This is a genomic window from Rhodococcus sp. IEGM 1366 (assembly GCF_033142425.1).
Lineage (GTDB): Bacteria > Actinomycetota > Actinomycetes > Mycobacteriales > Mycobacteriaceae > Rhodococcus_F > Rhodococcus_F globerula.
In genome coordinates this window covers 193,197-214,992 of sequence record NZ_JAWLRZ010000005.1, presented here as the reverse complement: position 1 = coordinate 214,992, position 21,796 = coordinate 193,197, and the positions used below count along the sequence as shown (strand labels likewise).

Annotated in this window: 22 protein-coding genes and 1 pseudogene; 14 read left to right on the top strand and 9 right to left on the bottom strand. The window is 61.6% G+C overall.

Features of this window, described 5'->3' with window-relative positions; translation table 11 throughout:
• Positions 1-380 precede the first annotated feature (380 nt).
• Positions 381-1,538 carry an acyl-CoA dehydrogenase family protein gene (locus R4P64_RS16690; RefSeq protein WP_033232017.1) on the top strand — a complete coding sequence of 386 codons (1,158 nt, stop codon included), beginning with the start codon at positions 381-383 and terminating at the stop codon, positions 1,536-1,538.
• A 113-nt stretch (positions 1,539-1,651) separates the two neighbouring features.
• Here R4P64_RS16690 and R4P64_RS16685 read toward each other — a convergent pair whose 3' ends face one another.
• The 4 genes from R4P64_RS16685 to R4P64_RS16670 all read right to left on the bottom strand — a co-directional run bounded on the left by R4P64_RS16685 (position 1,652) and on the right by R4P64_RS16670 (position 5,346).
• Positions 1,652-2,293, bottom strand: coding sequence for a TetR/AcrR family transcriptional regulator (locus R4P64_RS16685; RefSeq protein WP_095886317.1), 642 nt, complete (start codon positions 2,291-2,293; stop codon positions 1,652-1,654).
• Between the two features lie 118 nt (positions 2,294-2,411).
• Positions 2,412-3,788 carry a phosphotransferase family protein gene (locus tag R4P64_RS16680; RefSeq protein WP_317821827.1) on the bottom strand — a complete coding sequence of 459 codons (1,377 nt, stop codon included), beginning with the start codon at positions 3,786-3,788 and terminating at the stop codon, positions 2,412-2,414.
• Positions 3,779-4,963: an acyl-CoA dehydrogenase family protein gene (locus R4P64_RS16675; protein ID WP_179300724.1), complete on the bottom strand. Its 1,185-nt coding sequence runs from the start codon at positions 4,961-4,963 to the stop codon at positions 3,779-3,781. The genes R4P64_RS16680 and R4P64_RS16675 overlap by 10 nt, the downstream gene beginning before the upstream one ends.
• Positions 4,960-5,346 carry a nuclear transport factor 2 family protein gene (locus R4P64_RS16670; RefSeq protein ID WP_317821826.1) on the bottom strand — a complete coding sequence of 129 codons (387 nt, stop codon included), beginning with the start codon at positions 5,344-5,346 and terminating at the stop codon, positions 4,960-4,962. The genes R4P64_RS16675 and R4P64_RS16670 overlap by 4 nt, the downstream gene beginning before the upstream one ends.
• A 201-nt stretch (positions 5,347-5,547) precedes the next feature.
• Between R4P64_RS16670 and R4P64_RS16665 the strand changes: the two genes are divergently transcribed.
• The 6 genes and pseudogenes from R4P64_RS16665 (at position 5,548) to R4P64_RS16645 (ending at position 8,062) form a co-directional block, all read left to right on the top strand.
• Positions 5,548-6,114 (top strand): VOC family protein, encoded by a 567-nt coding sequence (locus R4P64_RS16665; RefSeq protein WP_033232013.1) that lies wholly within the window; start codon positions 5,548-5,550, stop codon positions 6,112-6,114.
• Positions 6,115-6,135: 21 nt separating this feature from the next.
• A complete protein-coding gene (locus R4P64_RS16660) occupies positions 6,136-6,774 on the top strand; it encodes a carboxymuconolactone decarboxylase family protein (RefSeq protein WP_317821824.1) in 639 nt (212 codons plus the stop codon).
• A gap of 44 nt (positions 6,775-6,818) precedes the next feature.
• Positions 6,819-7,115, top strand: a complete 297-nt coding sequence (locus R4P64_RS16655) for a putative quinol monooxygenase (protein WP_317821823.1) — start codon at positions 6,819-6,821, stop codon at positions 7,113-7,115.
• Positions 7,116-7,217: 102 nt separating this feature from the next.
• Positions 7,218-7,778: a TerD family protein gene (locus R4P64_RS16650; protein ID WP_317821821.1), complete on the top strand. Its 561-nt coding sequence runs from the start codon at positions 7,218-7,220 to the stop codon at positions 7,776-7,778.
• Positions 7,775-7,891, top strand: a pseudogene (locus tag R4P64_RS34010) (hypothetical protein); the annotation flags it as partial. The gene R4P64_RS16650 and the pseudogene R4P64_RS34010, both read left to right, overlap by 4 nt.
• Positions 7,892-7,897: 6 nt before the next feature.
• Positions 7,898-8,062: a hypothetical protein gene (locus R4P64_RS16645; RefSeq protein WP_317821819.1), complete on the top strand. Its 165-nt coding sequence runs from the start codon at positions 7,898-7,900 to the stop codon at positions 8,060-8,062.
• A gap of 84 nt (positions 8,063-8,146) precedes the next feature.
• Here R4P64_RS16645 and R4P64_RS16640 read toward each other — a convergent pair whose 3' ends face one another.
• Positions 8,147-9,361, bottom strand: a complete 1,215-nt coding sequence (locus R4P64_RS16640; protein ID WP_317821817.1) for a CaiB/BaiF CoA-transferase family protein — start codon at positions 9,359-9,361, stop codon at positions 8,147-8,149.
• A 133-nt stretch (positions 9,362-9,494) separates the two neighbouring features.
• Here R4P64_RS16640 and R4P64_RS16635 point away from each other — a divergent pair, with 133 nt between their 5' ends.
• The gene (locus R4P64_RS16635) at positions 9,495-10,268 is read left to right on the top strand and encodes a GntR family transcriptional regulator (RefSeq protein ID WP_052683547.1); all 774 of its coding nucleotides are present in this window, start codon (positions 9,495-9,497) and stop codon (positions 10,266-10,268) included.
• On the opposite strand, the gene R4P64_RS16630 is transcribed toward R4P64_RS16635, so the two are convergent.
• Positions 10,194-11,078 carry a hydroxymethylglutaryl-CoA lyase gene (locus R4P64_RS16630; protein ID WP_317821813.1) on the bottom strand — a complete coding sequence of 295 codons (885 nt, stop codon included), beginning with the start codon at positions 11,076-11,078 and terminating at the stop codon, positions 10,194-10,196. The two genes, R4P64_RS16635 and R4P64_RS16630, sit on opposite strands and share 75 nt — an antisense overlap.
• 347 nt (positions 11,079-11,425) lie before the next feature.
• Here R4P64_RS16630 and R4P64_RS16625 point away from each other — a divergent pair, with 347 nt between their 5' ends.
• Positions 11,426-12,961, top strand: coding sequence for a long-chain fatty acid--CoA ligase (locus R4P64_RS16625; protein WP_317821811.1), 1,536 nt, complete (start codon positions 11,426-11,428; stop codon positions 12,959-12,961).
• Positions 12,962-13,017: 56 nt separating this feature from the next.
• Positions 13,018-13,956 (top strand): SMP-30/gluconolactonase/LRE family protein, encoded by a 939-nt coding sequence (locus R4P64_RS16620; RefSeq protein ID WP_045067785.1) that lies wholly within the window; start codon positions 13,018-13,020, stop codon positions 13,954-13,956.
• Between the two features lie 631 nt (positions 13,957-14,587).
• Here the strand turns inward: R4P64_RS16620 and R4P64_RS16615 are convergent.
• The 3 genes from R4P64_RS16615 to R4P64_RS16605 all read right to left on the bottom strand — a co-directional run bounded on the left by R4P64_RS16615 (position 14,588) and on the right by R4P64_RS16605 (position 18,367).
• Positions 14,588-15,445, bottom strand: a complete 858-nt coding sequence (locus tag R4P64_RS16615; protein ID WP_317821808.1) for an aspartate/glutamate racemase family protein — start codon at positions 15,443-15,445, stop codon at positions 14,588-14,590.
• Positions 15,446-15,633: 188 nt separating this feature from the next.
• Positions 15,634-17,292 carry a long-chain-fatty-acid--CoA ligase gene (locus R4P64_RS16610; RefSeq protein ID WP_317821806.1) on the bottom strand — a complete coding sequence of 553 codons (1,659 nt, stop codon included), beginning with the start codon at positions 17,290-17,292 and terminating at the stop codon, positions 15,634-15,636.
• Between the two features lie 280 nt (positions 17,293-17,572).
• Entirely contained in the window at positions 17,573-18,367 is a 795-nt protein-coding gene (locus R4P64_RS16605; RefSeq protein ID WP_045068136.1) for a TetR family transcriptional regulator, read from the bottom strand.
• 309 nt (positions 18,368-18,676) lie between these two features.
• Here R4P64_RS16605 and R4P64_RS16600 point away from each other — a divergent pair, with 309 nt between their 5' ends.
• The 4 genes from R4P64_RS16600 (at position 18,677) to R4P64_RS16585 (ending at position 21,736) form a co-directional block, all read left to right on the top strand.
• On the top strand, positions 18,677-19,045 hold the full coding sequence (locus tag R4P64_RS16600; RefSeq protein WP_317821803.1) for a ketosteroid isomerase: 369 nt from the start codon (positions 18,677-18,679) through the stop codon (positions 19,043-19,045).
• 167 nt (positions 19,046-19,212) lie between these two features.
• On the top strand, positions 19,213-19,782 hold the full coding sequence (locus R4P64_RS16595; RefSeq protein WP_151531434.1) for a VOC family protein: 570 nt from the start codon (positions 19,213-19,215) through the stop codon (positions 19,780-19,782).
• Positions 19,779-20,147 carry a nuclear transport factor 2 family protein gene (locus R4P64_RS16590; RefSeq protein ID WP_095886327.1) on the top strand — a complete coding sequence of 123 codons (369 nt, stop codon included), beginning with the start codon at positions 19,779-19,781 and terminating at the stop codon, positions 20,145-20,147. Before R4P64_RS16595 ends, R4P64_RS16590 begins: the two co-directional genes overlap by 4 nt.
• Positions 20,148-20,263: 116 nt before the next feature.
• On the top strand, positions 20,264-21,736 hold the full coding sequence (locus tag R4P64_RS16585; RefSeq protein ID WP_317821801.1) for an ABC transporter substrate-binding protein: 1,473 nt from the start codon (positions 20,264-20,266) through the stop codon (positions 21,734-21,736).
• The last annotated feature ends 60 nt before the right edge of the window (positions 21,737-21,796 follow it).

The following is a 21,796-nucleotide window of genomic DNA, read 5'->3' as shown; positions in this document are numbered from 1 at the left end:
GTGACCGTCGAATTCGACGGTCACCGGGCAGTTTCGTTCTACCGACATCTCGTCTCGGGAGAGTCGCAAGTGATATTCAGCGTCGTGGCGCGTCGACACTGTCCGATTGCCGACGGGCCACCGACTGCGTCGACGGAGTAATTCAACGCACGCTAGAATCACTTAGCGTGCGCTAGATAGGGTGGCCGTGACTGGATGAGATTCATGGCCGACCCCAGGTAAGGATGTGCCGATCAGTCGGCCCGAACTTTAAACGGGGGTTCGGTTTGCCGTCCGTACCACCTTGTTCGAGTTACCTTCCGCTACAACGCAATCACCCGGCCCAGGCCGGGTTTCAGAAACACCCTACGTGTCAACACCGAGACTGAGGCAGATACCCGATGCAACGCAAGCACTACGAAGCCGATCATGAGGACTACCGCGCAACCGTCCGCGAATTCCTGGCCCGTGAGATCGAACCTCACTACGCGAGGTGGGAAGAGGATCGGCTCATCGACCGCAGTGCGTGGCTCGCCGCCGGCGCGTCCGGCATCCTCGGCCTCAGTGTTCCCGAAGAGTACGGCGGTGCGGGCGTCACCGACTATCGGTTCCGGAATGTTGTTTTCGAGGAGATCGCCCGCACGGCCACTACATCGTTCGGCTCCGGGTTGAGCGTGCACGACGACATCGTCATCCCGTACGTCCTGCATCTGGGCACGGAAGAGCAGAAGGCCCGCTGGCTGCCCCGGATGGCGAGTGGTGAGGTGATCGGCGCAATCGCGATGACCGAACCCGGCGCTGGGTCGGATCTGCAAGGAGTTCGGACTTCTGCGGTACGGGACGGCGACGAGTGGGTGATCAACGGCCAGAAGACGTTCATTACCAATGGGATCCACTCCGATTTTGTGATCGTCGTGTGCCGGACCGACCCCGAGGCGGGGTCGAGGGGCTTCTCTCTGATTGCCGTTGAACGTGACACTCCCGGATTCACCCGCGGGCGCAAGCTCCACAAGGTCGGACTGGCTGCTCAGGACACTGCAGAACTGGTCTTCGAGAACGTGCGCGTTCGCGCCGACAACCTGCTCGGTACCGAAGGAAAGGGATTCCTTCATCTGATGGAGAACCTGCCGCTCGAGCGGATCTCCATTGCAGTGTCTGCAATCGTGGCTGCCCGCGCTGCCTACGAGTGGACCAAGAACTACGTGTTCGAGCGAAAGGCATTCGGAAAGCCGATCGGCGATCTGCAGAACACCCGGTTTGCCCTTGCGGAGATGCGCACGGAGATCGAGGTCACCGAATCGCACATCGACCGCGCCGTTCTCGCACTGAATGCCGGTGAGCTCACGGCAGTGGACGCGTCGATGAGCAAGTGGTGGGCGACCGAACTTCAGAAGCGTGTTGTCGACCGCTGCGTGCAGTTGCATGGTGGGTACGGGTACATGATGGAGTACCCGATCGGCCGCGCCTACGTCGACTCCAGGATCCAGACCATCTACGGCGGCACTACCGAGATCATGAAGGAAATCATCGGCCGGGACATCGCCGCAGAGTTTCGGTGACACCTTGTCCCGCAACGAGATCGACTGATGCGCACGACGCTCACGTGACCACGGATCGATCCTCACGGTGAATCCACACCGTGAGGATCGATGCGCGAGGGCTATGTGGAGGGCTATGTGGAGGCAACGTCGAGGCCGAGCGCCCCGATGCACATCTGATCGAGGGTATCGAGCAAGATCTCCTCATCTGCTTCGTCGCCCTGAACGAGCCACAAATACAGCGTGTGGTCGACCATCGCGGACATGGCGCGGGCTGCCATCACCGGATCGAGTGACTCACGAACGTGGCCTTGGTCCTGCCACCGAGCGATTGCACGGGATGTTCGCTCGATCAGTTGTCGACGATGCTCGTGCCGAAGTGCGCGAAATTCGGCATTGAAGGTCGCGACCTGCTCGACGATGGCCATCAACTTCGCGTTTCTGCGATATGCCTGGTAGTACAACCGGTTGGTTGCGATGAGCCTGGCGGCCGGCGACAGGTCGGAGTCGAGAGGTTCACGGCGGTGTACGTCCTCGAAGAGCCGGATGCTCAGCTCCTGGAACACATCGTCTTTCGACTCGAAGTACCGGTAGAACGTCCCGTAGGAGACGGAGGCTTCCTGGACTATCTGCTCGACTCGAGTGTCGAGAAACCCGACCTCCTCGAAGACCTTGCGCGCTGCATCGAGCAAACCGTCGCGCGTCTTTCGGCCCCGCGCGGTCAGGGTGTCAGCGGGTGGCGGTACGGAAGGTGTACTGGCAGATGACTTGCTCACCCTCGTGAGTGTCCAATAAACTGACATGACTGTCAAGTCATGTTCCCTCGGTGGACACACCCGCTCGACCCCTCCAGCGTAGCCACGTAGCACTGGAGGGGGTGAGCCTGGTCCGGGATCAGGTCTGCGACGGACGGAGCACGTGGCGGGGGTTCGCCACCCGCAGCCGAGTGAGCACGGCAGTCGAGATCAACTGGCGGACGGCAGTATCCGCGTACGAGACGGCGCCGGTACGAATTCGATCGGCAAGATCTGCTTCCGATGTGCAATCGAGTGCTGCAAGCAATTCCGTCACCTCGCCTGTGCGATCTCCGGCACTGAGCTCCCGTCCCGCTATCCCCAGCAGGTTGACGCAGATGCGGAGCAGGTACCGCTCCCGTTCATGCGCCCCGTCAAGCACTGGGGCGACATCATCGCGAAGAGTGCCGGTGACCAGTTCGAGGATCTCCGACATGCTCGGACGGTCGTGCACCGATGGCGCCGTGTCGTCCGGTAGCGATTCGATGTTGTCGAGCAGACCGAGAATCAGGAGCAGGTCGTACTCCGACTCACACACTCGCCGCCCGATCGCGGCCAGTTCGATCGAGTTCTCGGCGCCGCTCAGATGCCTCTGCGACTGAAACTGACTCAGCACCAACCACCGCAGCGTGCCGTACGCCTCCCACCAGTGCAGTTCAGCTTCGGACGGCCGGATTCCCGCGGCGCGTTCATAACCGTCGAGCAACTGTTCGCGCGTACCGATGCCCGCAACCGGCGGCTCCGCGCCGAACCGCCACGCACGCACGCAGAGCCAGCCGAGGTCTTCGATCGGATCACCCAGATGGGCGAGTTCCCAGTCCAGCACGCCGCGGATTCCCCCGCCGTCGACAAGCACGTTCCCGAGTCGAAAGTCGCCGTGTACCAGAGCATTCGGGCGCCTGGCAGGCCTATTCTCCCGAAGCCAGCGCAGTCCGACCTCAACGGCTGGGCGAGGTTGTTCCAAATCCCGGTACACGGCCTCGATCGCGTCCAGCGGGTCGCCGGCGTCGAGCATCCCGAGAGTGCCGGTGTCCGCACGGTGAATTTGTCCGAGCACGTAACCCATGTCCTCAGCGAGATGAGACCGCACCTCGTCGAACTCGGAATCCCGCTGCAATTTCCGCGGGATCGACTCACCGACGATCATGTCCATCACCAGATACGGAGCATCGATGCCCGGTGCCGTGTCCCCTGATGCGAGGACGGTGGGAACCGGAACCCCGACTGCGGAGGCCGCCCGCAGGCATGCCACCTCTGCCCGCATCCGGTCTGCGTCGCCGTGCCCGGGTGGGTCCCGGCGCAGCACAACGTCCTGCGATTGACCATCTACGCCCCGAACGTCGACCGCCCAGATCTGACGGCTCGCACCGCCGGTCAACTGTCGGGGTTCCCCGACAGTGATCTCGTCGCCGAAGGAGTCGCTCAGTGCGACGCGGATTCCGTCACCAAGGCTGATGGCGGCATGAGTCACAGCCATGGCGCTGCGCCTGGATCGCGCAGCAGTCGACGTGCGGTCGACATGCGGTGCACCTCGTCCGGACCGTCGTAGACGCGCGCGTAACGTGCTTGTCGGTACATCCGTTCGAGCGGGGTGTCGGAGGTCAGTCCGAGTGCGCCATGCACCTGGATCGCGCGATCGACGACGTCGTGCAGCATCCGAGCACCCCAGAACTTCACCAGACCGATCTGGATGCGAGCATCCTCGCCGGCATCCATCACACGGGCCGCGTCGAGGGTCATCAGGCGGGCTGCGTGTATCTGCGCTGCGGATTCCGCGATGTACCGGTGAATCTCGCCCTTCTCGGCGAGCAGCGACCCGTGTACGTAGCGGGTGTTCGCGCGCTCACACATCAATTCGAATGCACGCTGCGCCTGGCCGAGCCAGCGCATGCAGTGGAAGATCCGGCCGGGGCCCAGTCGGTCCTGAGCGACGACAAAGCCCTTACCCCGTTCACCGAGGAGGTTGGCCGACGGAACGCGGACATCAGTGAGACGAACCTCGTAGTGATCACTGGGATCGTGCCCCATGGTCGGTATCGAGCGGACGATCTCGAATCCTGGCGTGTCGGTCGGCACGATGATCGCGCTGATCCGGGAATGCCGCGGCGTCGAATCCGGCTCGGTTCGAGCGAATACCGAGCAGTACCCCGCATCTGCCACCCCGGTGGTGAACCACTTGTGCCCGTTGATGACCCACGTGTCGCCGTCGAGTTCCGCGCGGGTTTCGATCAGTGTTGGATCGGAGCCAGCTGTGTCCGGTTCGGTCAAACCGACCGACGGCAGGAACTCCCCCGCGACGATCGGCGGGATCCATCGCTGCTTCTGTTCTTCGGTTCCATGCTTGTGCAACATCAAGGTGTCCTGCATCGACACCGAGCCGACTGCCAGCTGGCCGAATTCGGATCTGCCGATGACTTCGTTGAGGAACACGAAGTCGAGGAAGGGAACTCCCCCACCGCCGACGTCTGCCGGGTGCCCGAGCGCCCACAGGCCCAGTTCCTTTGCGCGCGAGCGCAGTTGACCGAGTGTTTTGTGTGCAACCTCGTCCTCTTTCGCGAGGACGGGTTCTGCGGGGATCACCTCGTCGTCGATGAATGCGCGCAACCGAGTGCGCAGTTCGGCGATATCGCCTTCGGGTTGGTTCACAGTCATGGGTGCCTCCTTGTGGCAGCAGCGAGTTGCAGGGGCCGGGTGGCGGCCGAGTCGACGTACTCGTCGATCCGAGAGATCCGCCCATTCTCGACGCGGACGAACAGACTGGCCGGCACCTCGAGGGGGCCGTGTCCGGGGAGGGTGCCGCGTACGACGTGCTGTTGCGCGAATCCGTCTGGCAGTACGTAGCGTCGGACGTCCTCGTAGCGAAAGTCTGCGAGAGTGCGGGAGAGCCACCGCAACGTACGGAGGTTCTCCTCGACGGTCTGCTCCTGTCCGTCGTCGTTTTGCCAGATGCGCGCGTCCGGCGCATACAGTTCGGTGAGTGTCGCTTCATCGCCACCGGAGACTGCGGCGAAGAACCGATCTGCGAAGTCTTTCATGCGAAAATGATTCTCCTCGAGGCAGTTACAACACACAAGCCATAACCGGGACGGAGAAATCCGTACGGTCTCCCACCTCGCCCGCCCTGAGTGAGGTGTTGACAGATGACTTACTCATGGACAAACTATCCAAGAACATGACATGACTGTCAAGTCACTTTATGGTCCCGCTCTCACCGATTCACCCCAGAAAGGCCCGCAATGACCGTCACCAATCCGAAGTTCGAATTCCGCGGAATCAACCATCTCGCGCTTGTGTGCTCGGACATGCAGCGCACCGTCGACTTCTACTCGGGAACTCTGGGCATGCCGCTGGTCAAGACGCTCGATCTTCCCGGCAACCTCGGACAGCATTTCTTCTTCGATTGTGGAAACGGCGACACGCTGGCGTTCTTCTGGCTGGCGGATGCACCCGACGCAGTTCCCGGAATCTCCGCCCCCGCCGGACTGCCTGACCGGGACGAGCTCGTCAGCGCTGTCGGGTCGATGAATCACGTCGCGTTTGCCGTCCCACCGGAGAAGTTCGACGAGTATCGCAAGCGGCTCAAGGCTGACGGCGTGCCACTGAGCATCACGCTCAACCACGACGACAGCCCGGAGGGTGCGTCGCGAGAGATCCATGAAGGCACCTTCGTCCGGTCATTCTATTTCCAGGACCCCGATGGTGTACTTCTCGAATTCGCTTGCTGGACCAAGGAATTCACCGAATCTGACGTCGCACACACGCCGAAGACTGCCGCAGACCGCAACGTTCCCAGCGCTTCCTGATCATCCCGAAAGGATCCACTCATGCCCCGCCTTCGTGAAATCCCCCGCGCCGAGGTTACCGACGAGAAGATCCTCTTCTTCTACGACCGCCTGTTCGGCGCCGACAAAGACCCCGCGGTCGATCACGGCACCATCCACGCCACCCCAGGCGACTGGTGGACCGTCTTCGCCCAATCCCCCGACGTCTTCCGCCACGCGGTACGAGGATTCGCCCTGTATCGCAACGCAGACCTCGACCCGCTCCTGCGCGAACTAGGTCAGGCCCGCGCCGGATACGCACGGGGCAGCCAGTTCGTCTTCTCTCAGCACTGCAAGCAGATGCGCTCACTCGGCATGACCGAAGAGAAAATCTCGGCCCTACCTCACTGGCAGATCAGCGACCTGTTCACCGACATCGAACGCGCCGTCCTCGCCTACACCGACGGACTCGTCTACGACGGCGGCCGCGTACCCGACGAGGTCTTTGCCGTCCTCAAGGCGCACCTGTCCGACAAGCAAATCATGGAACTGACGTACATCACCTGCATGTACGACTTGCACGCCACCATCTGCCGGGCTCTGAAACTCGAATTCGACGACCGCCCCGAACTCATCGAAGAAGTCCGAATACCCGAGGGCGTCGTAGTCGCCGACCTCTCTGCCGACCTTGCCGGAGAATGACCCGCTAGTCTTCATCAAGGACATCTACTAGGTAAGGACTGAACATGGAACTTGTTGCCATCCTGGAACTTTCATTCAAGCCGGATTCCCTCGACTCCGCACGTACGGTGATGACGCGAGTGCTCGAGGAAACGCGAGCATTCCCCGGTTGCATTTCCGTGAAGACAGTCGTCGACAGCAAGAGTCCCACCACGTGGCGATTTATCGAAACCTGGGAATCGGCCGATCATGACGCCGAGTACCGCAAGTTCCGTGCCGGCGATGGAGCGATCACTGATCTCGGCCCGCTGCTCGCAGGTGCACCGTCATTGACGACGGGAACCGTCGACCCGCAGGTGTGATCGAAACTCGGGCTCAGATTGCCGGACGACGACCCGTTAGCAATCATGACGGTCCCCCTGATTTGATGTAGCTGAAGCCGGTACGACCAGGGAGCGCATCACGTGCAGTTGAGCAAGGGACAGAATGCGCCACTCGATCAGGCCGACATCACTGTGCACTGCTCATGGCGCCAAAGCCCGACGATCGACGCCGACTTGTCAGCTCTCCTGCTCACCTCCGACGGGAAGGTGCGTGGTGACTTCGATTTCGTGTTCTACAACCAGGCCGAGTCGCGAGACGATTCCACCCACCACGTCGGCAAACGAAGTGGGGGAACTTCCGTCGAGGATTGCATCACCGTGGACCTGCACCGCCTCGATCCGGAGATCGAGCGCATCGCGATCGTCCTCAGTCTCGATGCGGCGGCGCCGGCAACCCTCGCCGACATCGGACAGGCCGACATCGCCGTCTACGACGCAGTCGGCAGCGCACTGGCCGCGTTCACCATCGACGACTGGAGCAGCGAAACCGCCGCTGTCACCGTCGAAATCTATCGCCGTGACCACCGCTGGAAGGTCCGTGCGGTCGGTCAGGGCTACCACGACGGGCTCGCCGGTTTGGCTCGCGATTTCGGTGTCACCGTCGACGACAACATCGACGCCCAAACCTCGTCGTCGATCTGACCAACGGCGTCACCAACGAACACGACGCCACCGCACTGCTGTTCGCGCTGCGCGGGCGAGCATTCGCACAACTCGGATACAACGAGGCCGCACGCGAAAGCTTCAAGGAAGCACTGCGGGTGCGCTCCCGCGCTTCCGAAGTACGGCACCGTGCGCTGCTCGAACGAGCGCAAGTCGATCTCTCCCAGAATCGGAAAGCCGCCGCGCGCAAGAGCATCGAGAAAGTTCTCGCCGAAGACCCCACCTACCCGGGCCTGCAGGAAGCGCTCGCAGCGCTGCCCTAGCCGGATGGACTGATAGATGGTGGGCCTCGAGCGCTTACTATCGAGGCCCACCCATTCGTCTACGGCGTGGACGAGAACTTCATGTCAGCTGCGCGCCTGAACAGCGGTACCAGCCGACTGCAAGTCGGCCCATTCGCCGTCATCGATACCGGCCAGTGCGGCGAGAACTTCGCGGGTATGTTCGCCCAAACCCGGCCCGGGCTCGGGAGTTGCAGTCTGTGACCGGGAAAACTTGGGTACAACGCCTGCGGCGGGAACTGCAACACCGAACTGGTTGACGAGGCGGACTACCATCTCTCGCGCGGCATAGTGCGGATCGGCGAGCATGTCCGGGGCCGTGTAGATCCGGCCGGCCGGAACTCCGCTGTCTTCCATGGTCTTCAACAACACATCGCCGCTCATCGTCGATGTCCAAGCACCGATGATGGCGTCGATCTCGGCCATGTTCTCGCCTCGCGGCCCGTGTTCCGCGAACTTCGGATCATCGGCCAACTCGGCGCGGTCCATTGCAGTGCAAAGCCTGCGGAAAACGGTGTCGGCATTGGCGGCAATGATCACCTCGGCTCCGTCCGACGTGGGATACACATTCGACGGTGCAACGCGCGGCAGAACCGATCCGGTGCGTCCACGGGTGATGCCACCGATTTCATGGTCAGCCATTGTCGATTCCATCAGGGCAGCCACTGCCTCGTAGATCGCTACGTCCACTTCCTGACCTCGGCCACTGGCCGAGCGCTCGTGGACTGCGGCAAGGGTCCCGATCACCGCGAACAGTGCCGCCAACGAGTCGCCGAGGCTGATGCCCACGCGGGTCGGGGGTAGTCCGGGATTGCCCGTCGTATGGCGGATTCCGCCCATCGCTTCACCGACGCTGCCGAAACCGGCGTCCGTCGAGCGTGGCCCGTTCTGACCGAACCCCGAGACGTGAACAAGGATGATGCGTGAGTTGATTTCCGCGAGTGACTGGTAGTCCATCCCCCACTTCGCAAGCGTGCCCGGCCTGAAGTTCTCGAGGACGATGTCGGCCTCGGCGACCAGTTTGCGCACCAACTCGCGACCGTCGGGCTGACGGAGGTCGATTGCAACCGACTTCTTGTTCCGCGCAATCGAAGGCCACCACAGGCTTTCGCCTTCCATCGTGACACCCCACCGCCGCATCGAGTCGCCGGACCCGGGCGCTTCGATCTTGAGTACCTCAGCCCCGTAGTCCCCCATGAGTTGCCCGGCAAAGGGACCGGCGATGAAGTTTCCCAGTTCGAGCACGCGCAGGCCGCTGAGCGGCCCGGAAGTTGTAGTCATGGCAAAATTGTACACAATCTGCGACATTCAATCGGTAATCATCCCGGAACTCGCCATTCCTGCATACAAAAATCGTATTGTCGACGGGATAGGCTTTGCTGTGCATCAACCCCACATACAACGAAGAGGCACCGTGGCAACCACACCGCAGGCACCGGGTCAGGCCGCCTACTCTCAAATCCGCCAGGCGATCGTCGAAGGACGCTACAAGCCCGGCCAGCGCCTGATCGAACAGCGGATCGCCGAGCAGTTCTCGCTGTCCCGCACACCTGTCCGCGAGGCACTTCGCAGACTCGAAGCCGAAGGGCTTGTGCTCAGCGAGCCAAACCGGGGAGCCATCGTGCGAACCCTGTCGATGGAAGATGTGTCTGACTTGTACGGACTTCGCGCCCGCCTCGAGGCATACGCCGCTGAATTGGCGGCCGAGCGCATCGACCCTGCCACGCAGAAGATTCTCGACGCGGGCATCGAGGATTTTGCACTCGCACTGACACTCACTTCGGTCGACGCCGTTGAACGGGTTCGAGCGGTGGATACGGCAAACAGCCAAATCCACCGGGCCATCATGGCCGCGGCAAAACATGAGCGGCTAAGCCGCCTGCTTGAACGAACCACTGACGTTCCGTTGGTCTTCCAGGCGTTCCGCCAATACGATCGCGCCCAGACCGAGCGGTCACATTTGTTCCATCAGCTCATACGCGACGCGATTGTGGCCGGCGATGGCCCCCGGGCGTCCGCCTTGATGCACGAACACGTCCTCCAGGGGCGCGACGTACTTCTCGCCCACCTCGCAGCAACCAGTAGTGACGAGGTGGACGAGCTGTTCGGCGTCTCAGCCTGGGAAACCGCCGGCCCGGGCGAGCTGGCCGGGAACCTGAGCGCCGAGTACCCCGCCGAGCCAGTCTGACGCCTCGATCAACTCGGGCAGCAGAGCGCCCGTGGCAATACCACTGCGATCGAGGAGATAAACCAGATCCTCGGTCGCAATGTTGCCGGTGGCGTCCGGCGCGAAGGGGCATCCGCCAATCCCGCCGATCGAGGAATCCAGCACCGTCACCCCCGAGTCGATAGCTGCGACAGCGTTGGCATATCCGGTGTTGCGAGTGTTGTGAAAATGGGCGCGCAACCGAATTCCCGGCGCGATCGCCGCGGTCTCTGAAAACAGTCGGGCGACTTGGGCGGGTACACCCACCCCGATCGTGTCGGCCAACGCGATCTCGTCTACTCCCAACTCAGCTATCTGCTCGACCAGGGCAAGAACTGCAGATTCGGAAACTTCACCCTCGAACGGACAACCGAATGCGGTTGCGATGGTGACCGATACCCCGACACCAGCGACGCGGGCATCGTCGACAAGATCGCGCACAATATGCACCGAGTCCGCGACCGACATTCGCTGATTGCGCTCGCTGAAAGTCTCCGACGCCACCACGACGCAGTTCACCTCGTTCACGCCCGCGGCCACGGCACGATCGAAGCCCCGGCGATTGAGTACGAGGCCGCTGTACGAGACATCGGCACGACGCGGCACCCCTGTCATGACAGCCTCCGCATCGGCCATCTGCGGTACAGCAGCCGGATGCACAAAGCTGGTGGCCTCGATGCGCCGCAGACCGGAAGCGATGGAGCGCTCGATCAGCGCAATCTTGTCCGCAGTCGAAACGTGCACCGCCTCGTTCTGCAGCCCGTCGCGCGGGCTCACCTCCACGATCTCCACGGCAAATCCCTTTCGTCTGAACGCTGCTCGGCAAAATCTGCACCGACCCCGATTATTGTATACAAACAAGTGTCTGTGATCGTTAGGTGACGGATCGGCACCTAACCGGAACGTCACCCACAAGCAATCCGTCGTGGCTGACAGTCGCAGCAATGTGCTTGCGCGGCTATGCCTGTTCAAGTGGCGGAACTCGGGAATCATCACTCAAGTCGGCCCTTCGCTCAACTTGTCGACAATCGGACATCTTGAATCGACCGCATGATGCACATACTTGTGATCTGTGGCACTCTTAAGTTAGATTGTGTGCAATTCCTGGCCGCTTGGCCTCGTTTCGACTGGAGCCCCACATGCTGTACAGCGATCTTCTACGGCGGAACGCCGCTCGCTTTCCCCACAAGACTGCACTCGCGATGGACGACGGATCCGATAGCCGGACCTATGGCGAGCTCCACAAGCGCGCCCTGCGCCTGGCGAACGGTTTGAGCGGCCTCGCAGCCCCTGGCGATCGAGTTGCGCTGCTGTCCGAAAACAATCTCGAGTACATCGAGGCCTACTACGGCGTCCCGACTGCAGGCATGGTCCTGACTCTGCTCAACTACCGCCTGCACCCAAAAGAGTGGGTCTGGATCCTCAACGACTCCGGGGCCCGTGTGCTGATGGTGGAGTCGAAGTATCTCGAGGTAATTGCCGACTATCGATCCGAGCTCACGAGCGTCGAGCACATTATCGTGATCGGCGAGCCCGCCACAGGCTTCACGGCCTACGAGAACGTCCTCCGGTCCGCGTCGACCATTGCCCCGCAATTGCAGATCATCGAAGACGATGATGCGTGGATCCTGTACACAAGCGGAACAACGGGTAAGCCCAAGGGGGCCCGGCTGAGCCATCGCAACCTCAACACCGCGTTGATCCAGTCGGCGATCGAATACGACCCGAAGCCCGAAACCTGCTTCCTCAACGCCATGCCCCTGTGCCACATCGCGGGCTACCTGACCCCGCTGCACCAGTTCCGTGGCGGCTCGGTAGTGATGATGTCGGGCTGGGACCCGGAGCGATGGATGCAGTTGGTGCAGGACAACCGCGTCACCAGTGGCGGATTCGCTCCGACCATGATGCAAATGCTGCTCACACACCCGAAGATCAACGACTACGACCTGAGCAGCCTGGAGTGGATGGGGTACGGGGCGTCGAAAATCCCGGCAGATGTGTTGCGCCAGACCATCGACCGGTTCGGGCCCGTCGTCTACGCCGGCATGGGCATGACAGAACTCGGCGGCAATATGCTCACGCTCGACAAGGCTGCACACATCAGGGCGGCACACGGGGAAGAGCACCTGCTCGACGCCGTCGGCAAGCCGATGTCCCTGGTAGATGTACGCGTCGTCGATCCGCTCGGAAACGACTGCTCCACAGGCACGATCGGTGAGATCGTCGTCAAGGGCGACCAGGTAACCAAGGGCTACTTCGGTAATCCCGAGGCGAACGCGCAGACATTCGAGGGCGGCTGGTTCCACACCGGCGACCTCGCCCGTCAGGACGACGAGGGGTTCCTCTACATCGTCGATCGAGCCAAGGACATGATCATCTCCGGCGGTGAGAACGTGTACTCGAGCGAGGTCGAGAACGCGATCTACACCAACCCCGATGTGCTCGGGGCCGCGGTCATCGGAACTCCCGACGACAAGTGGGGCGAAGTTGTCACTGCCGTCGTTGTCCGCAAGCCCGGCACCAAGCTGACCGAGGACGACGTAGTCAGCAGCTGCCGCTCGCAACTCGCCGCCTTCAAGCAGCCCCGCAAGGTCATCTTCATCGACGAAATGCCGCAAACCGTCAGCGGCAAGATCCGCAAGAACGTCCTGCGCGATCAGTTCGCATCCAACTGACGCCAACACCCCAGCAGCACAACAACTCCCGCAGTACACGAACCGAGGAGCACCCGATGTCTTTCACAGTTGTCACCACCGGACTGAAATTTCCGGAGGGCCCGGTTGCACTGCCGAACGGCGACGCACTAGTCGTCGAGATTCACCGCGGAACACTCACGCGAGTAACCCCGGACGGCACCAACACTGTGGTCGCGGAGGTCGGCGGCGGCCCCAACGGCACCGCTATCGGCCCCGACGGCCGCGCATACATCGCCAACTGCGGAGGGATGATCGCCACGGAGGCGTATGGTTACGTCTTCGCGGGCGGCACCCCCGAGAACTACACGGGCGGCAGCATTCAAGCTGTCGATCTCGAAACCGGCGAGGTCGAGACCCTGTACACCGAGTGCGACGGCATCCCACTCCGCGGCCCCAACGACATCGTCTTCGACGCGCATGGCGGCTTCTACTTCACGGACCACGGCAAGAGCAACGACCGAGGCAACGATCACGGCCGTCTCTTCTACGGCACGAGCGACGGTTCGTCGATCCGCCTCGTTGCTTCAGAAATGCATGGCCCCAACGGAATCGGCCTCTCCCCCGACGGCACACGCCTCTACGTCAGTGAGACGTTCACCGCGCGGGTCTGGTGGTGGGACGTTACCGCTCCCGGCGAGATCGTCGGTGGCCGTACGCTCGCCGGCTCCGGCGGGGGCAACTTCCTCTGGGGATCACCCGACTTCCGTTACTTCGACTCGCTCGGAGTCGAGGCCAATGGCAATATCTGCGTCGCATCTCTCGCCACGCCCGGCATTTGCGTGATCAGTCCGGACGGCGAGTTGGTCGAGTTCCTCAGCATCGACACCGACGGCGACCCGGGCATCACCAACATCTGCTGGGGCGGAGAGGACATGCGCACGGCATTCGTGACCGCGTCGAGTACCGGAAAATTGCTCCGATTCGACTGGCCCCGAGCTGGTCTGGTTCTCAACAACCAGGGTTCACTGGTCTGACGGTTGCACCGTCACCACCAATCGCGGCGGCGACGAGGCGTGGAGATGTCGTCGAATGCTGCGCTATCTCCGATCCGCCAACGCCGCAGATCAGCTGAGATTCGACATGCCGCGCTGCGCCGTTCCCGCTGGAGATCATTCCGGCGGCCGGCGCTGTCGTAGCAGAGTGAACAAGAGCAGATCCGGATTCCGGTGTATGCGAATGTGCAATAGCAAGTGCCCGGCGACCAATCGGATGAAGGGGTAGGCGGCAGATCGCAGACTCCATCGCGGTGATCGTGGGCGGGTTCGACACCCAACTCACGGCGAGTCAGGCGAACCCACAGCGGTGCGTGTGAATCAGTTCGGGACAAGGCAGTGCCTTTCACGTTCGTGCGCCCCGACCGCTACCCCCGGATGAGGACGGACCGGGGCGACGGTTGGTGCTCCGCGCCCACCGCCCGCCGCACCATGCACGCTCGCCTGAATTGAGTCATCTCACCGATCCTCGCACAGGCACCCGACCGTCGACCTGTCAGTCGAACTCGGTGTGCGGGACCTCGATGTGTGCCCGAACCACGGAAGACCTGCGGTCGAAGATGACCGCAGGTGGTCCGCTGCGAGGAAAGCCGCGTCGAATTCAGGTTCCGCCCTACACTTCGGCGGGCACGCTTGCCGGCAGGTCACACGACGCGGTGCCATCGTCGTGAAGGACACACACGGGGCAGTCTTCCTGCTCTGCCCCGAGCGAGAGGTCCGCAGCCTGCACCATCTCGGCGAAGAGATCCGCTCGCTCCGATAGTGACACCCGTGGGTCCCGTGCCGGGCGCAAGCCGAGCGCGATCATCGTCTCGAGTTGCCGGTAGCCGGCCGTGGTCGGGTCCACGATGGGGACACTCGAGCGGGCAGCGAGGATTTCGGCGACCGGGCTCATGCAGTTGCAGCCCAGGATGACCGACTTGGCGCCGTCCTTCACCGCAAGCTCGATTTCGGCAAGGATGCGCTCGATCATGTGCTCGCGCCCGGCCTTCATCTGGGTGAGGAAGTTGTCTTCCTCGGCCAGAGTGCTCTGCTCGGCGTGCGTCGAGACGTAACGTACCGAGATGCACTGCCGCCCAATGGGATTATCACGAAGGAGGCGATCGTAAACGAAGTCCATCGTTTCCGGCCAGATCGTGACGATGCTGAACTTTTCGCCGAGCGCCGCTGCTGCCAGGAGGCTGGCTTCGCCGCTGCCGACCACCGGAATGTCGGTGGTCGCGCGTACTGCAGCCAGACCGTAGTCCGGTACGCCGCCGATCAGCACGCCGTCGTACCCGTTGCGAGCGGCCCGCATCGCGGCCTCCCCGTAGGCGACATCGGAGAGCAGCAGGTCTGCTGCGTCAACGGGGGTTACCCGGATTTCCGTCTGCACCAAGTCGACGGCGTAGCCGGGCGCGATCAGATGCTCGGGGACCGGACTCGTCTGCTGACTGGTCTTCAACTCCACGTAGGCAATCCGCTTGGTCAACTGACGCTCCTTGATTCATGGGTGATGTGAGGCACTACCGGCGACTCGTGTGACGAGGCTATCAGAAGGCATTTCTACTGTGAAGAATAGACTCCGATATTCCAGAACAGCGAAAAAGATTGCGTAACAGACAGATACAACAAAGCCCGGGCAGTGCAAAAATCGCACTGCCCGGGTTTCAACAGCGTCTAGACGCTCCGATAGAGGTCACCGTGCTGAACGCGCATGACCTTCTTGTCCAGCTTGCCGACACTGGTCCGTGGGAGTTGGTCGACGTACAGGACCGTGTCGGGAAGTTGCCACTTGGCGAATGCGCCTTCGAGCAGCGCGTGGACCTCGCCCAGCGCGACGTCCTCACCGTCGGTGGTCACCATGATGACGACTGGACGTTCCTGCCATTTCGGATGCTCGACACCGATCACTGCGGCCTCGGCGACCCGGGGGTGGGCAATGATCGCGTTTTCCATATCGATCGACGAAATCCATTCGCCGCCACTCTTGATGACATCTTTGAGCCGGTCAGCTAGCTTGAGGTAGCCGTTTTCATCGATAGTCCCGATGTCGCCGCTTCGCCAATAACCGTCCAGGAATCGGTCGGCGTCGTCATCGAGCTTGTGGTATCGCGCGGTGATCCACGGTCCCCGCAGCAGGACCTCGCCCTGACTGTTGCCGTCGTGCGGCAAGTCGTTGTCTTCGGGATCGACGATTCGCACATCGACACCACCCGCGGGAAGACCCTGATAGCGCTTGATGTTCCACCATTCGTCTTCCGTGACCTTGCCCTGCAAGGTGACCTTACGGCCGTAGTTCACGAAAGCCATCGGGGCAGTCTCGGTAGCCCCGTACGCATGAATGAAGTCGGCACCGGTCAAGTCGTAGAACCCGCGCATGAGTGTGAGCGCCGGCTCGGTAGCGCCGGACAGCAGACGGGTCCGGCTGAAGTCCGGTTTGACGTCAAGCGTCTTGATGTAGTCGAGCATCGGCTGGAAGATCGCCGGCGCACCGTTCGCGACGGTCACACCTTCGGCGATCATCACGTCCGCCAGCATGTCGGTGTCCCCTGCCGAATAGCGTCCGGGGAGAACAATTTTGGCTGCGACGTAGACGGCGGACTGCGGCAGACCCCAGGACTGGCTGTGGAACATCGGCGTGATCAGCATGACCGCGTCAGCGGCGCTCATCCCGTAGGACGAGGCCTGCGTCAGAGTGTGTAGGTAGATCGCTCGATGCGAGTAGTAGACGCCCTTTGGCCGACCGGTGGTCCCGGTCGTGTAGCAGGCGCTGTAGGCGGAGCTCTCGTCGATCATCGGCCAGTCGATCTCCGGCGACGCAGTCGCTACCAGGTCTTCGAAATGGCGCACATTCGGCAACGTGGTGACAACCTCTGCGAGAGGCTTGTCGGACATCACCACCCAGGTAATCTCCGGCGCGAACGGTGCCACCGACTCCGCGACGCTCAGCAGACTCTCGTCAACCAGGACGACAGACGCGCCGCCGTGCGTCGCGACGTAACCCACATCTTCGGGAGCCAGGCGCAGGTTCATCTGCAGCATCACCGCTCCGGTGCCAGGAATGGCCCAGTAAAGCTCGAAGTGCCGCTTGGTGTTCCAGTCCAGGATCCCCACCACATCGCCGGGTGCTACACCCAGATTGGTCAGGGCGTTCGCAATCCGCTTGATACGCGCATAGGCGTCGGCGTATGTGTAGCGATCCCATCCGCCGTCGCCGGTGCGGTAGACGATCTCCCGCTCAGGATAGTTACGTGCCGAGTGGCGGATCAGCGTAGTCGTGTTGAGCTGATACGAGTCGTCATTCGTCGACGGGTGTCCCTTGACAATTGTGGTCATTATTCACTCCTCGGGTCCAGTGCTAGTGCGGGCGACCTAGGAGGGTCCGGATGCTGACTCCATGCGCGAACCGCATCCCGGGTTGTCGTGAGCCCTGAACGTGCCGCCTGGACTTGATATTTGGTGAGGCTTAACGCCCATCAGTTGCATTATTCTGCAATGCAGAAGCTCTCTCTGCACCTAGAATTGCATAGGCCAAGTGCGTTAGTCAAGGAATGAGCCCGAAACCTGAAGCAGCTACGACACTCTCAACCATCTCGTCAGGTGGCGAGCGAATGCGTCATCGAGCACCGGTAGATCTTGCATCAACCATGGCCAGTGCAAGATCGGCGTACTCCCTCGCGATTTCGACCGGCGACGGGCTGATCCCCGGTTGGTACCAATCCGCAACGGCAACGCACATCGTGACGATCGCTGTGGCGGTTGACGTCGCCGGGACGGTTCCGGCTCGCCCCGCATCACGGCACGCCTCCACGGCCGACTGGACGATCTCCCGAACTTGCCGTCGTAACTGCAGATGCATCAACCTGCCAGGCTCGTCGAGCGAACGGAGTTCTGTGGACGCGAGCACGGCCGAGGCCTGTCGGTGGGTGTGGAACAGGATTACGCACTCGACAAGATTGGCCACACGCTGATCAGGCGATTCTGCTTCGGCATCTGCAGCCACGCATCGGCTTATGAGCTCTGCCATCGCGCCCTGCAGCAGTTCGGTGAGCAGAGCGTCCTTGCTTTCCACGTGGTAGTAGACGCCAGCCATCGACAAGCCACACCGGTCGGCAATCATCCTGACTGTCGCAGCGTGGTAGCCCACTTCCACAAAGACATCCAGCGCCGCCCGAAAGACCGGGGTGAGGTCCAACCGTTCAAAGTCTCGCCAGTCCTCGAACCGCGGTCCGGTGGGCTCAGGTGGACGCAGATCAAGCTCTACCCCGAGCGCCTTCGCGAGTGCCTCCAGACGCTCCGCACCCGGCAGGCTCTTCCCGTTCTCGAACTCGCTCAGTGAGGACGCACTCATGCCTATTTGTTGAGCTAGCTGACGGAGCCCGACCTTGCGCTCGATTCTCGCCGCGCGCATCCTGGCTCCGAGCCCGTCTCCAACGATTCGTCCCGCCTGCACCATGAGTACCACGCTATCCCGCCGACACTCGACCACCTGGCTGGACGGCCGTTATGGCGGACGACGATCTGTCATGACATGGAGATAGAACCACTGTCGCACGCATCCGTCAGCTGACGTTCGAAATTTAGCGATCGGTAGATCTTGACGAACCGAACAGCTGGTAATACGGTCCTCCTGGGACGCATAAGCGATGTACGTCACAGTCCCCCCTTCCCCTGTTCGCAAGTTCGACGCCTTCGGTGGCGTCCAGTCAGGAGCACCGCAATGAGCGACATCCTCGAGTTCGCAGACCGGTTCTTCAACGCCGTCGAGGGTGGTGACATCGACGTGGTGGCCGGCTTCTATCGCGACGACGTGACCGTCTGGCACAACTTCGACAACCTGGACCAATCCCGGGACGACAACCTCGCAACCCTCGCCGGAATCTCCGGCCGCTACGACGCTTTTGCCTATGTGGACGTCCGCCACACCGCTGTCGAAGACGGATTTCTCCGCCAACACGTCATCAAGGCGACTGTCGGCAAGAAGACCGTCAAGGTCCCCGCGGTCCTACGCGTGTACGTCGAGGGCGGGCAGATCCACCGCATCGAGGAGTACTTCGACCGTGGCCAGCTTGACGTCGTCTTCAGCTGATGCGAACCGCGACAAGGCCTTCGAAGGAATATCACGCAAGCGTTGATCACGATCAGCCATCTGTTCGTCATCTAGCGATCGATAGATCTTGACGAACCGAACACTTGGGAATACTGTCGAATCGAGGCAGCGGCGCGATGCGCGTCACAAAGCAAAGAGAGTGTGAAATGACAAATACAGAATTTGAACTCGGCGGCGTATGTCACTTGGCACTGGTGTGCCAGGACATGGAGCGCACCGTCGACTTTTACACCAACGTCCTGGGCATGAAGCTGTCCATGACGCTCTCCCTGCCTGGTGGTGGCCAGCATTTCTTCTTCGACATGGGCGGCGGCCAGTTCATCGCGTTCTTCTGGTTCGCCGACGCCGCCCCCCACGCTCCCGGCATCGCGGCGCCCGCGGCCATTCCCGGCATCGGCAAGGAAATCGCGTCGGCGCACGGCTCGATGAATCACGTCTCGTTCAAGATCCCGCTCGACAAGTTCGACGAGTACAAGGCCAAGCTCGAAGCCAAGGGCGTCCAGACCGGACCGATGCTCAACCACGACATGTCCGAGCGTGGGATCAGTTTCGGAGAGAGCGACTCGACCTTCGTGCGGTCGATCTATTTCTTCGACCCGGACGGGATCTTGCTCGAATTCGCGGCCTGGACTCGCGAATTGCGCGAGGACGACGTCAAGCACGCGCCCCGGACCGCCGACGGCGGCCTCGGCGCCCCGGCTGGCGCCGCCAAATGAGCGAGATGCTCGATCTTGCCGAGAAGATGTTCGGAGCCCTGGTTCTCGGCAATGTCGCCGTCCTCGACAAGATCTATCACACGGACGTGAAAATCTGGCACAACTGGGACAATGCCGAGCAGTCCCGTGAGGACAATCTGCGCATCCTCTCCGGCATTCCCACGCGCTACGACGAGTTCCACTATGACAACCCGCGCTGCACTGTCCTCGAGGACGGCTTCCTGCGTCAACACGTCATCCGGGCGACTATCGGGGACAAGACCGTCAACGTCCCCACCATCTTCCGGGTATTTGTCGACAGCGGAAAGGTTCGCCGTATCGAGGAGTATTTGGACGCAGGCCAACTCCGCAAGGTCTTTGCCTGAAAAGAACGTGATCACACGAAACAGCCCCGCCGATCCAATCCCCTCGGCGGGGCTGTTTCGTGTCCTCCGCCGGCTCATCGGATGGCACTGGCGCGCCAAAGCTCGTGAGGGCTGGGGTGATTGGCGAGCAGTCGGATGAGGGACGCGCTATGGAAAGTGCGACTTTGACTTATGCATCGCATTCGCTGACCAATACCCTTGACCCGATCAAGGGCAGGACGTCTGCCTGGCTCGGAGGTACGGAAATGGCTGCCATTTACGACGTCCTGGTGCGATGGGATCCAGAATCCGCAGAAATTGTGCCTCAGCTAGCCGAGTCGATCACAGAGGCTCCCGATCGACTCTCCTGGACCGTCAGACTTCGTGACGGGGTCACGTTCAGCAATGGCGACACTCTGGACGCGTCGGCCGTTATTGCCAGCACCAATCGTATGACCGAGGGCAATGCCACGAACAGCGATCAGTTCCGGGCGAACGTGCGGTCTGTCGAGGCGCCCGACCCCAGTACCGTGACGTATAACCTGAAGAATCCGTGGAGTGACTTCCCGACCCTCCTGACCTCAGGTTTTGGCATGATTACCCACTCCGACTCGTTCAGAGACGGGAAATTTGTCGAACCGATCGGAGCTGGTCCATTCACTGTTGAGTCCGTCAATCCCGGATTTGAACTCGTTCTTGCGCCACGCGAAGACTATTGGGGCGGGAAGCCGCGAATTGGCGAACTCAAGTTTGTAGACCTTCAAGGCGAGCAGCCGATGGTCGACGCGCTCAAGGCTGGTGAGGTGCAGATGGCGTATCTGAGGGGAGGCGAGGCCATCGACACGATGCGGGCCGATTTCCCCGGTTACTACGAGCCGGTAAGCATGGTCGACAACGGACTTCTCAATATCAGGGAAGGTCGTGCGGCGCACGATATCCGGGTCCGACAGGCAATTGCGAAAGCGATCGACCCCACCGTGATCAATGAACGGTCCAGGAAGGGCCTGAACTCGCCGGGGCTCGAAATGTTCCAGGAGTGGTCCACTATGCATGGGTCGATCCCGGGTCCTACTCCGGACATCGAGGCCGCTCGCAAGCTCGTCGATGAGGCAAAAGCAGACGGATACGACGGAAAACTGACGTTCGCCGCGCTGTCAGATCCAGCATCGACCGACCTGGCGTTGGCGATGCAGTCGCTGCTCCAAAATGTCGGCTTCGAAGTCGAAATCCAGCCCAATGCAACAAAGAACGACATCGCCAAAGTTTTTTATGTCACTCATGACTTCGACGTGAGCGTCGCCGGCACAGCGGTGCCCGACTCCGCCCCGCTCCTGCGCCTTCAAGGCCTGCTCACGACTGGATCCAGTCAAAACGTCAGTGGCTACAGCAATCCCACTATGGATGAAGTGATCTTTCAGATTCAAACTGCCGGCACAGAAGACGAGCGCCGGGCTGGATTCGAGAAGATGCAGGCGATCCTCAACGAGGATGTGCCGATCCTGCCTTTGGGTTCGGGCGCAAACTTCATTACCTGGGCACCTAACGTCCACGACGCAAAGTCGGGCATGGATGGATTGACGCTCTTCGACAAGGTCTGGATCTCGGACTAGGCCGTAACCTTTCGCGGGCCCTGTCACCTTTGCCGAAAAGCAAAGTGGCAGGGCCGGGTT